Genomic DNA, 11,518 nt, shown 5'->3' on the forward strand with positions numbered 1-11,518 from the left:
GGTGCCGTGCCGGTCTGGCACGTGCGCCTGGAGACGTGCGCGTCGGGCCAAGCCCATGAAAGATTTGCAAGGACCGTTGTAGCGATTCCCGGACCGGCGGCGGCAGCCCTGATGCCGGCGCGCGCCGGCCGGACAAGGAGGTGCAATGCAGAACGCGGAATCGAACCCGACCCCGGAACAGCAGCGGGAACAGATCGAGAAGAGCCCGGTGAAGACGCCGGCGGCCGGCGACATGCCTGATGCGGCAACCCAGGCGGCGCAGGTCGCGCAGCGTCCGCTGACCCCCGAGAAGATTGCCGGGAAAATGCCGACCGGCCTGCCGCCGATCGAGCGCGGCACGCAGGCGCCCGACAGCGACGACCCCGTGCGGCGAGCGGCCGCGCGGATCCCGACGCTCGACAACGCGAACATGGCGATGACCGACAACACGGTCGACGTCGACGGCAAGGGCATGGAAGCCGCCGCGGGCGCGTCGAAGTGGCACGACAACGTGATTTATTCGAACGCGTCGCTCGACGAAGCGGTCGAGACGCCCGACGAAGGGCTCGGCGGGATCGAGAGCCGTCCGTCCGGCAACATGCCGCAGATCGCGACGCGGCCGGGCTGGCGCGTACGCCATGTCGGCGATGTCGACGTCGAGCACGGCGACAGCACGCGCGCCGAGCATGTGATCGTCCTGGAGCGGAACGACTGACCACGTGACGGGACGAGGCGGCGGGCGGCACGATCGCGCCGGCCGCCGCCATCATGCGCGGTCCTTATTGCGGGCCGAGTTCCTGCGCGGACGCATCGGCGTCGTTGCCCTGCGCAACCAGCACGTGGATATCGTTCGGCGTCACGTCGCCGACCCCGCCCGACGGGATCGTCAGCAGCAGCCAGTCGGCGTTGTTGTTGATGGTGACCGGCGCGGTCTTGAGGATCGGCGTCTTGCTGCCGGCCGTCGTGACGATCACCTGGTAGCTGCCGCCGTTCAGGTAGATCGAATCCTGCGTCGATGCCGGCACCGCGTTCTGGTAAGCCGTACCCGCGAGCGTCGGGCTTTGCGTCGTGATGTCGGTGCCGGGCGGGACGACGTACACGTCGACGTTCTGCGCGTTCGGCGACGCGTTGAAGCTGCGCACGCGCGCCTTGTCGGACAGCAGGCCCTTGGCGTACGGATCGTCGATCACGGAGATCAGCGACGTCGTGCTCGGCAGCGCGATCGTCGTGTAGTGATGGCCGTTTGCCGCGCTGAACGATTGCGCGGCGATGGTCGTCGTCGTGCCGGAGACGTCGTAGCTCGCGTTCTGCGTGCCCGAGTCGACGTCGTGATAGCGCGTCACGCCCTTGTACGCGATACCGCCCTGGTCGAGCTTCGCGTTCAGGTAGTAGTCGAGGTTCGGGCCGGCCGGCACCGCGTTGATGAAGCGCGCCTGCGGCTTCGAGATGCCGAGTTCGGTCCCGGCGTCGTCGCCGCCGCCGCACGCTGCGAGCACGGAAACGACCGAGCAAAGGGCGACCAGCGTTCGTATTGATTTCATGTTGTCCTCTCGTTCAGGGAACCTGCTTGCGATGCGGGATCGCCGCGCGAAGGGTCGCGCGGTGCGCAGCGCCGATTGAAGGAAGGATGCCGTCCGCCGGAGCGGCGGGCGCGTGGATGACGCAAGCGATGTGCCTGTGCGGCGAACGGCGTCGGGAAGGGGGCGGAAGCGACGGCGGGCAGCGCGCACGCGCCGGCGTGGCGGCGTGCGCGGGGTGGGAGGGGCGTGAGGCGAACCGCGCGCTCGGCGCGGTTGCCGGTTGTAAAAATGACCGCGTCGCGCGCGCGACGCGCTGCGTCAGCGGTTCACGAGCCGGGCCGGATAGGCGAGCGCGAGGGCGCAGCCGACCACCATGCACGCGGCGAAACCGTACAGCCCCGCGCTTTGCGAATGGAACGTGTCGCGCAGCCAGCCGATGAAGTAGGTGCTGCCGAACCCGCCGAGGTTGGCGATCGAGCACGCGAACGCGATCCCGCCGGCGGCGGCCGAACCCTTCAGGAACGTCGACGGCAAGGCCCAGACGACCGGCATCGCGGCAGCCGCGCCCGCGTTGATCAGCGAGAACAGCAATACCGTGCCGAACGTGCCGTGCGACGACGAGGCCGCGATCGCCAGCGCGACGGCCGACACCATGAACGGCACGACGATATGCCAGCGGCGTTCGCGCGCCCGGTCGGAACTGGCGCCGCAGTACAGCGTGGCGAGCACGGCCGCGGCATTCGGGATCACCATCAGCCAGCCGATGTGATACGCATCCTTGACGCCCGTGTCGCGCAGGATCGTCGGCAGCCAGAAGCTCACCGCATAGAGGCCGAGCAGCACGCACAGGTCGATCAGGCCGAGCGCCCATACCTTCGGATCGGAGAACGCCTTGCCGAGCGCATGGTTCTTGTTGCCGGACGGATCGGCGTCGAGGTTCGCGCGCAACGCGTGCTTCTCGTCGGCGTTCAGCCACGGCGCGGATTCGATGTTGTTCGGCAGCCAGCGCAGCACCGCGAAGCCGAGCAGCACCGACGGCAGCGCTTCGAGCAGGAACAGCCACTGCCAGCCGCCGAGCCCGTGCGTGCCGTCGAACGCGCGCATGATCCACCCGGAGATCGGGCTGCCGATCATGCTCGACAGCGGCAGCCCGACCATGAACAGCGCGACGATCCGCGCGCGGCGCGCATCGGGATACCACTGCGTCAGGTACAGCAGCACGCCGGGCAGGAAGCCGGCCTCGGCCGCGCCGAGCAGGAAGCGCACGACGTAGAACTGCATCGGCGTGTGCACGAACATCGTCGCACCCGACAGCAGGCCCCACGTGATCATGATCCGCGCGATCCACAGCTTCGCGCCGACGCGTTGCAGCACCAGGTTGCTCGGGACTTCGAACAGGATGTAGCCGGCGAAGAACAGGCCGGCGCCGAGCCCGTACACCGTATCGCTGAACTTCAGCGCGTCGAGCATCTGGAGTTTCGCGAGCCCGATGTTGATGCGGTCGAGATAGGCCGCGAAGTAGCACAGGCAGAAGAGGGTAATCAGGCGCAGCGTGACCTTGCGATAGAGATTGCCGTGCAGCGCGCCGTCGGGGGAAACGGCGGCGCTCGGGTGTGCGGTAGACATGGGATTGCCCCTGTTCGAATGTGACGGATGAATGGGTGGCCGATCGACGCGAGCGGACGCTCCGCTGCGCTCTGGAGTCTGTATATCACGGCAATTAAATAGCGTACACACTAGAAAATACCGAAGCGCACAGGCATGATTCCGGCCGCGCAAAGGCAAGCGTTTGCGTGAGAAAAGCCGCGTGTTTGATGAGGTTTTTTGGGGAAATGAACGCGTTTTTAAAGAGGGCGACAACGCGCAAGGTCATGCACAAAATTCGTGCGTATGCGCTTAAAAATACAGTGTGTGCACGAAAGTCTGCCGATGCACGCAAGCACGTGCGCGGCAGCGGGTTCGAACGCGCATTGCCTGCCGTCGCTGCGCGGTACTCTGCGGACAACGCGCAGCGGTCAGGCGATCGCCAGGCACGCGGCGCGCCGGGTGCCGCGAATCCTGATGCACCGCAATGAAGCGGCCCCCGGCTGCCGGTCGTGCCAAATTGAGGGTGTACACTGCTTGTCTTTCCCTTACATGCGGCGCGGGCCTGCACTTTCATGGCGTCTTCGAAGGATTCCTACGACTTTCACGATCAGGTCGGCCACCTGCTGCGCCGCGCGTATCAGCGGCATGTGTCGATCTTCCAGGAAGCGATCCCCGATTCGGATCTCACGGCCGCGCAGTTCGTCACGCTGTGCGCGGTCAAGGAGCGCCAGGGGTGCTCGCTGAACGACATCGTCAAGGCGACCGCGATCGACCAGGCGACGATTCGCGGCGTGGTCGACCGGCTGAAGGCGCGTGCGCTGATCGAGGTGCTGCCCGATCCGAACGACGGCCGCAAGCTGATCGTGCGCGCCACCGCGACCGGCCTCGCGCTGATCGACCGCACGGTGCCGTTCGCGCGGCAGGTGACGGAGCGCACGTATGGCGCGCTCAATCCGGGCGAGCGGGTCGCGTTGCAGTTCCTGCTGCGCAAGATGATGGAAGAAGACGGCGACGCGTGATGCGTGTCGCGCGCGGGACGGCAGTCATGCCCTTCTGTCGGCGGGCTCGATTCAGCGATGAAGTCTGTAGCCTCTAAGCCGTGCCGGTGGTTGCCACTTGCGCGCCAGCCGCGTCGGCCGTCATCAACCGCCCCGCGTCGCGTAACGCCGCCCGGACCGTCTCCGGCGTAAACGGCGGCGCGTAGAACCGCACGCCGGTCGCATCGAACAACGCGTTCGCGACGGCGGCCGGGCCCGGCACCGACGCCGATTCTCCCGCGCCGAGCGGCGGCTCGCCTTGCCTCGGCATCAGCACCACATCGACGTCCGGCACTTCCGCGAAGGTCAGGATCGGATAGCTCGCCCATTCGCGCGACGCGACCTTGCCGTCGGCGAAGCGCACGCGCTCCTTCAGCGTGCGGCTCAATACCTGGATCACGTTGCCGTGGATCTGGTGGCGCACGCCGTCGGGGTTGATCATCGTGCCCGTGTCCTGGCCGACCGTGACGCGTTCGATGCGGATCTCGCCCGACACGCGATCGACGCTCAGGTCGACGACCCATGCCGACCACGCCGCGCCGAAGCCGGGGAAGCGGCTGTGCACGTAGCGCGCGTAGGCGATCCCGCGGCCGCGCACCAGCCGCGACGGCTCGGGTTCATCATGCGGCGTGCGCCGCACGCGTGGCGTCCAGCCCGCGCGATCGGCCACGGCCTGCAGCAGTTCGGTCGCGCGCGTGTCCTGCAGGTGGCGCAGCCGGAACGCAAGCGGGTCGACGCCGGTCAGCGCCGCGCATTCGTCGACGAACGCATCGTGCGCGAACGAGTTCGGCAATGCCGACACGCCGCGCAGCCACGACGCACGCACGAGCGGGGCAAGGTCCTCGCAGACGAAGCGGCGATGCGGGCTCGCGTAAGGCGACACGGCCGTGCGGTCGCCCATCTCGAACACGCGCGGCGCGGGCGCGATCGCGCCGGTCAGCAGCGCCGCGAGCAGCGGCGCGTCGTTCGACGGATAGCGCGTCGTGAAGTCGTAGCCGAGCAGGCGGCCGTCGCGCGTGACGGTGCCTGTCACCTGCATCAGCTGGCCCGCGCCTTTCGGTTCCCACAGATGTTCGTCCGCGCGCGACAGTTGCACACGCACAGGGCGGCCGACCGCGCGCGACAGCAGCAGCGCGTCGCCGCACACGTCGTCCGCGCCGTTGCGGCCGTAGCAGCCGGCCGCTTCCATCCGCACCACGTCGAAATCGGCTTCGTCGCGCGCGACGAGTGTCGCGAGGTCGTAACGCAGCGAAACGGGATTCTGCGTGCCGGACCACACGGTGATCCGGCCGTTGCCCGGCTCGCGATAGTCGGCGAGCGCGCAGGACGGGCCGATCGAGCCGTGCATCTGGAACGGCCATGCGTAGGTGCGCGACAGCGTGATCGTGTCGGGCTGCGCTCGCGCCGCGTCGACGTCGCCTTCGTCGAGCAGCACGCGGCGTTTGGCCGGCGCGGCGGCGATCGCGGCAGACGGTTCGTCGAGCGGCGGCAGCGCGGGGAGCGGACGCCATGTCACGCGCAACTGGCGCGCCGCGCGGATCGCGTGTTCTTCACGCTCGGCCACCACGCCGACGAAATCGCCGATCGCGACGACGGCCACGAGCCCCGGCACGTCGGCCACCGATGCGCGATCGACGTCGATCAGCGACCCCCCGACGAACGAACCGCTGTCATGCCCCGCATAGGGCGGCCGCACGACGCGGCCGTGCAGCATGCCCGGCACGCGCATGTCGTGCACGAACGTGAGCTGGCCGGTTGCCTTCGCGGGCAGGTCGACGCGCGGCGACGACTTGCCGACGATCCGGTACAGGGCGGGATCTTTCGTGCGGGTGTTCAGGTCCAGCGTCAGCGCGATCCGGTGCGCGGCGACGAGCGTGGCGAACGTGATCGCCTGTCCATCGGACGAAATCGTTCCATCGTCGACGGCCAGCCGTTCCGCATCGACGCCGAAGCGTTCGGCCGCGAGCGCCAGCAGTGCATGCCGCGCCTGCGCGGCCGCACAGCGCAGCGGCGTCGCGGAAATCTGGATCGTCGCGCTCGCGATGGTCGGGCCCTGGTTCGGTGTCGCGGCCGTGTCGCCGAGCACCATCGTCACGCGCGCGGCCGGCACATCGAGCTCCTCGGCGACGATCTGCGCGAGCGACGTGCGGATGCCGGTGCCGAGATCGACGTGGCCGTTGAACGCGAGGATGCGGCCGTCGTCGAGGATCGCGACGAATACTTCCGGCAGCGCCGGCACGTAGGACGACAGGCTGCCCGGCTGGCCGGGTGCCGGCTTGACGGGCGGCGCGGGCGGCCGGATCACGGTGAGGCAGCCGTTGCGCGCGAGCAGTTCGGAGCGGTTCACGGATGAAGGATCCTGTCGAGGGAGAGGCGGCGCGCGGCCGGATGCAGCGTACGCGGCGCGAGGCCGCCGGCGGTCCGGGCGTCCTGTTCGCGGTGTGCGTCGAGAGTCATGACGGTGACCGTCGCGAGTGCGCGCGCCCCCAATCTAGGTCGCCAAAAGCGCAGCGTCAATCGCGCGGGCGGGCGTCGGCTGTTCAAGCCGCCGGCCCGCCGTGACGATTCAGCGTGCGCGTGCCTGCACCGCATCGATCGCCGCGATCGCATCGTCGAGCGGCATCACCGCCGCGTATTTCTGCTGCATGTCGAACAGGTTCGCGTCGTGCGGCGCGATCGCGCGATCGCCGACACAGTCGGCCAGCACGAGCGGGCGGAACCCGTGCGACATCGCGTCGACGACGCTTGCGCGCACGCAGCCGCTCGTCACGGCGCCCGCGACGAGCAGCGTCTGCACCGCGCGCTGCGCGAGCCACGGCGCCAGTTGCGTGCCGAAGAATGCCGACGGCACCGTCTTGCGCACGACGAGCTCGCCGGGCGCGGGCGTGAGCTCCGGCACGATCGCGCTGTTCGGGTGGTGCTCGGTCAGCGTCGCCATGCCGGGCACCTTCAGCGAGAACACGTTGTCGTCGCTGCCGTCGTCCGCGTACACGATGCGGCTGTGCGCGACCGGCCAGCCGCGTTCGCGCGCGAGCGCGAGCGCACGCGTCGTGCGCGCGATCGCCGGCGCGATGTTGCCGCCGCCGAACGTCGCGGGATCGGCGAAGCCGACCACGAAGTCGACGATCAGCAGGCCGAGGTTGCCGTGCGGCGGCAGCGGCGTGCCGAAGCCCTGCTGGCGATAGACGTTCGCTTCGGCGTGACGGGAAAGATCGTTCATGGTGTCGGGGGCTCGTCGGTCAGGCGGGTTGGTCGGTCACGCGGCCGTCGCGCACGACGGTCGCGCCGTCGAGTTCTACGGTGCAGCGGCGCAGCGGGATGTCGATATGGCAGGTGGTCGTGCGGTTGCCGCCGCCTTCGTTGTTCGGGCCGAGCGAGAACAGGAAGTTGCCCTCGAACGCGCGCGCGTCCATCCCGATCGTCGCCTCGCGGTCGTATAGCCCGAGCGTCGACCAGCGCGCACGCGGCTGCAGCCCCCAGCCGATATGCGAGATCGCATAGCCTTCGGGGTCGGCGAAGGTCTCCATGTAGTCGCGCAGCAGGTCGGCGTCGACGCCGCCTTCGATGCGCGTCGCATAGCCGCCTTCGACGGTCAGCGCGATCGGTTCGCGCACGTAGTGCTTCTGCGGCAGCAGGATGTCGCCGCGGTCGATCACGATCGTGCCGCGCGCGGTGCGGTCGTTCGGGTAGGTCAGCGCGAAGCCGCTCGGCCAGTGGTCCCAGCGGCCCGGCGCGTCGACGAAGCCATATTCGGCCGTCGGCGGGAACTCGCCGAGCGGGCACACGAGCGCGGTGCCGGCCGCCGACGTCACGCGCATCTCGTGGGCGGCGGCGATCCGTTTCGCCGCGGCGAGCACGCGCGTGCGGTCGGCCAGCGTCGGCACCATCCGCACGAGCACTTCGGGCGGCTCGACCGCGAGCAGGATTTTCGTGCCGGATTTGAGGATCTCGTGCTGCTCGTGCGAGAACAGCAGCGTCATCAGGTCGAGCACGAGGTCGCTCTCGCGCAGCGCGGCGATCGCGGCCTTGTTGCCGGTCAGCGGCGTCGTGCCGAGATAGGCGAGCGGGTCGCGGCTGAACGCCTTGTCGCCGTTCACCGGCGGCAGGTCGAGGCGGTTGACGATCGCGCCCATCGTTTGCGTCGCGATCAGCGCGCACGACAGCGTCTGCGGATGGGTGGCCGCGCTCGTCAGGATCGTGACGGTCTGGCCCGGTTCGAGGCGCGACAGCGTGAGCACCTGCTTCCACGCGTCGATCAGTTGGGAATCGCTGACTGGCATCGTCGGCTCCGGTAAAGGCGTGAGGGGAAGTGAGGTCAGGGTCAGGCCGCGAGCGGCGCGCCGAGGAAGTCGCCGAACGCCGCGTAGAAGCCCGCTGCGTTGTCCCACGGAATCATGTGGCCGGCGTCGGGCACGCGCACGTGCCGCATCGACGGCGTCGCGCGCTGCAGTTCGGCGACATCGTCGTCGCGCACCACGTCGCCGCGCTCGGCCGTGATCAGCAGCGACGGCACGGCCAGTTGCGCGGCGTCCGCGTGGAAATCGTCGGTATGAAAGCCTTCGTACGACGCGCGCACCGCGCGCTCGTCGCAGGTATGCAGCCATTCGGCGCGCAACTGCAGCTCGGCGTCGGTCCAGGTCGGGCAGAACGCGCGCATGCCTTCGGCGTCGGTGCCGGCGCGCGCGAGCGCCATCGAGTCGATGTACCACGGCAGCTTGCCCGGATAGTCGCGGCGGTTCGGGCCCGACACGGGCGGATCGACGAGCACGACCGATTCGAGCCCGTGGATGCCGCGCCGCGCGGCGCGCGCGGCGATCCGCGCGCCCATCGAATGGCCGACGAGGCTGGTGCGCGGCAGGCCGAGCGCGGCGACGAGCGCCGCGACGTCGTCGGCCTGTGCGTCGAGGCTGTAGTCGAGCGACGGCGACGCGTCGGACAGCCCGCGGCCGCGCACGTCGAGCACGTAGGTATCGAACGCCGCGCCGAATACTTCGCCGACGAAACCCCACGTGATCGCGGGGCTCGTGATGCCGGGAATCAGCACGATCGCCGGTCGCGAAGCGCGCGCGCCGGTCGCGCCGCCGTAGCGCAGGTAGTGCTGGCGGATGCCGTTCGCGCTGATGTTCGCGCCATACAGGAAAGTCGAGGGCATGAAGGGACTCCGTCGAAAGGGGCGCGCTCAGTACGCGCCGGACAGCAGCGCGCCGGCGCCGGGCACGATCGGCTCGAGGTCGAGCTCGCGCAGCATCGCGTAGGTCGTCGCGATCGCGGCCGTGATCACGGGCTTGCCCGTCATCGCCTCGACCTTCGCGACGGCCGGCAGCGACGGCATCTGCACGCACGCGGACAGCACGATCGCATCGGCGTCCTGGTACGGCAGCGTCTTCACGATGTCGGGCAGGCGCGCCGGGTCGTGGCGGCCGACGTCGAGGTTGTCGGGGATCTCCAGCGCGCGGTACGCAAGCACGTCAAAGCCTTCGTTGCGGATGTAGTCGACCACGAGTTCGGTCAGCGGCAGCATGTACGGCGCGACGACGACGATCCGCTTCGCGCCGATCACCTTCAGCGCGTCGACGAGCGCGCCCGCACTCGTCAGCACCGGTGCCTGCGCGCCGTTGTCCGCCGTGTGCTTCGTCAGGCGCGCCTGCGACACGCGGTGATAGCCGTGCCCCATCGCCATGATCGCGACCAGGCACGCGTAGCCGAGCACGTCGACGCGCGCGTCGCTCAGTTCCACCGCGCAGCGGTCGGATTCGGCGTCCATCGCCGCGAGTTCTTCCTTGGCGACCTTCTTCATCCGCATCCGGCTCGAGTGATACGTGAAGCGCTCGGGGCGGATCGCTTCGCGCAGCCGCAGCATCGCGGGAATCTCGGTTTCCATCGTCGTGTTGGAACTCGGCACGATCTGGCCGATGCGGTAGGTCTTGCTCATGACGGAAGGCTCCGTGTCGGTAAGGGTGGGGCGACACGCGGGTGCGGGATCGCCGGATGTCGAGCAAAGTCTAGTGTGTACATTTGAAAATGGCAATGGATCAAAATGACGTCGATCTTGCGTGTATCGCTTTGTGGTGCGGATATTCATGGAGTTATTGGTGTTTTCCCGAATGCCGTTGTCGTTGAAGACAATCCGCTTGTCCTGAATAAATTGAGTGTGTACGCTACATAAACGCCATTCAATCCGCCCGTTCTCGCGCCGCGTTCGGCCACGGGCCCACGATCAGGAGATCCGCATGAGCACACCCCGTATCGCAATCATCGGCGCCGGTCTCGGCGGCACGGCCGCCGCGGCGCTGCTGCAGCGCGGCGGCTACGACGTCGCGCTGTACGAGCAGGCGCCGGCGTTCTCGCGCCTCGGCGCGGGCATCCACCTCGGCCCGAACGTGATGAAGATCATGCGGCGCATCGGCTGCGAGGACGCGCTGGAGACGATGGGTTCGCATCCGGATTACTGGTACAGCCGCGACTGGCAGACGGCCGACGTGCTCGCGCAGATCCCGCTCGGCGACTACGCGCGCAAGGCCTACGGCGCGCGCTACCTGACCGTGCATCGCGGCGATTTCCATGCGTTGATGACGCAGGCGGTGACGCCCGGCACGATCCGCTTCGGCAAGCGGCTCGCGGCGGTGGAGGACACCGGCGACGCGGTGCGCCTGACGTTCACCGACGGCAGCGTCGAGACGGCCGACATCGTGATCGGCGCGGACGGCGTGAATTCGCGGATCCGCGAGCACCTGCTCGGCGCGGAACCGCCGCGCTATACGGGCTACGTCGCGCACCGCGCGGTGTTCCCGGCGTCGCTGCTCGGCAACAAGCCGTACGACATGTGCGTGAAGTGGTGGTCGGAGGATCGCCACATGATGGTCTACTACGTGACCGAGAAGCGTGACGAGTATTACTACGTGACCGGCGTGCCGCAGGCCGAATGGCCCGAAGGCGTGTCGATGGTCGACAGCAGCCGTGACGAAATGCGCGAGGCGTTCGCGGGTTTCCATGCCGACATCCAGCACCTGATCGACGTGTCGCCGTCGATCACCAAGTGGCCGCTGCTCGAGCGCGATCCGTTGCCGTTGTGGAGCCGCGGCCGCCTCGTGCTGCTCGGCGACGCGTGCCATCCGATGAAACCGCACATGGCGCAGGGCGCCGCGATGGCGATCGAGGATGCGGCGATGCTCGCGCGCTGCCTCGATGAAGTCGGCGTCAGCGACTACGCGGGTGCGTTCGCGCTGTACGAGGCGAATCGCGCGGCGCGTGCGTCGAAGGTGCAGCTCGTGTCGCACAACAACACGTGGCTGCGCACGAACGAGGATCCGTCGTGGGTGTTCGGCTACGACGTGTTCGACGTGCCGCTCGTCTCGCCGTCGCGCAACAGCGTCGCGGCCGTGGCCTGACGCGTAC

The 11,518-nt window shown here is 68.6% G+C and carries 10 protein-coding genes; 3 read left to right on the forward strand and 7 right to left on the reverse strand.

From position 1 onward, the window contains the following. Nucleotides 1-145: 145 nt before the first annotated feature. Entirely contained in the window at nucleotides 146-694 is a 549-nt protein-coding gene (locus QZM35_RS03765) for a DUF3005 domain-containing protein (protein ID WP_089427867.1), read from the forward strand. Between the two features lie 64 nt (nucleotides 695-758). Here QZM35_RS03765 and QZM35_RS03770 read toward each other — a convergent pair whose 3' ends face one another. Continuing rightward, nucleotides 759-1,520, reverse strand: coding sequence for a DUF4397 domain-containing protein (locus QZM35_RS03770; RefSeq protein ID WP_089427866.1), 762 nt, complete (start codon nucleotides 1,518-1,520; stop codon nucleotides 759-761). Nucleotides 1,521-1,817: 297 nt separating this feature from the next. After that, nucleotides 1,818-3,125: an MFS transporter gene (locus QZM35_RS03775; RefSeq protein WP_301775412.1), complete on the reverse strand. Its 1,308-nt coding sequence runs from the start codon at nucleotides 3,123-3,125 to the stop codon at nucleotides 1,818-1,820. A gap of 533 nt (nucleotides 3,126-3,658) precedes the next feature. On the opposite strand from QZM35_RS03775, the gene QZM35_RS03780 reads away from it, so the two are divergent. Next, nucleotides 3,659-4,105 carry a MarR family winged helix-turn-helix transcriptional regulator gene (locus tag QZM35_RS03780; protein WP_046549825.1) on the forward strand — a complete coding sequence of 149 codons (447 nt, stop codon included), beginning with the start codon at nucleotides 3,659-3,661 and terminating at the stop codon, nucleotides 4,103-4,105. A 73-nt stretch (nucleotides 4,106-4,178) separates the two neighbouring features. On the opposite strand, the gene QZM35_RS03785 is transcribed toward QZM35_RS03780, so the two are convergent. From QZM35_RS03785 to QZM35_RS03805, 5 genes are all read right to left on the reverse strand, one after another. Beyond that, nucleotides 4,179-6,470 (reverse strand): xanthine dehydrogenase family protein molybdopterin-binding subunit, encoded by a 2,292-nt coding sequence (locus tag QZM35_RS03785; RefSeq protein WP_301775413.1) that lies wholly within the window; start codon nucleotides 6,468-6,470, stop codon nucleotides 4,179-4,181. Between the two features lie 219 nt (nucleotides 6,471-6,689). Continuing rightward, entirely contained in the window at nucleotides 6,690-7,343 is a 654-nt protein-coding gene (locus QZM35_RS03790) for an isochorismatase family protein (RefSeq protein WP_059792094.1), read from the reverse strand. A 19-nt stretch (nucleotides 7,344-7,362) separates the two neighbouring features. Continuing rightward, on the reverse strand, nucleotides 7,363-8,403 hold the full coding sequence (locus tag QZM35_RS03795; RefSeq protein WP_089432444.1) for a 2,5-dihydroxypyridine 5,6-dioxygenase: 1,041 nt from the start codon (nucleotides 8,401-8,403) through the stop codon (nucleotides 7,363-7,365). A gap of 41 nt (nucleotides 8,404-8,444) precedes the next feature. Further along, nucleotides 8,445-9,275 carry an alpha/beta fold hydrolase gene (locus QZM35_RS03800; protein WP_301775414.1) on the reverse strand — a complete coding sequence of 277 codons (831 nt, stop codon included), beginning with the start codon at nucleotides 9,273-9,275 and terminating at the stop codon, nucleotides 8,445-8,447. A 27-nt stretch (nucleotides 9,276-9,302) separates the two neighbouring features. Beyond that, nucleotides 9,303-10,055, reverse strand: coding sequence for an Asp/Glu racemase (locus QZM35_RS03805; protein ID WP_301775415.1), 753 nt, complete (start codon nucleotides 10,053-10,055; stop codon nucleotides 9,303-9,305). A gap of 298 nt (nucleotides 10,056-10,353) precedes the next feature. Here QZM35_RS03805 and QZM35_RS03810 point away from each other — a divergent pair, with 298 nt between their 5' ends. Next, entirely contained in the window at nucleotides 10,354-11,511 is a 1,158-nt protein-coding gene (locus QZM35_RS03810) for an FAD-dependent monooxygenase (protein WP_089427860.1), read from the forward strand. The last annotated feature ends 7 nt before the right edge of the window (nucleotides 11,512-11,518 follow it).

Origin of the sequence: Burkholderia sp. AU45274, assembly GCF_030482505.1 — a bacterium.
Taxonomy (GTDB): Bacteria; Pseudomonadota; Gammaproteobacteria; order Burkholderiales; family Burkholderiaceae; genus Burkholderia.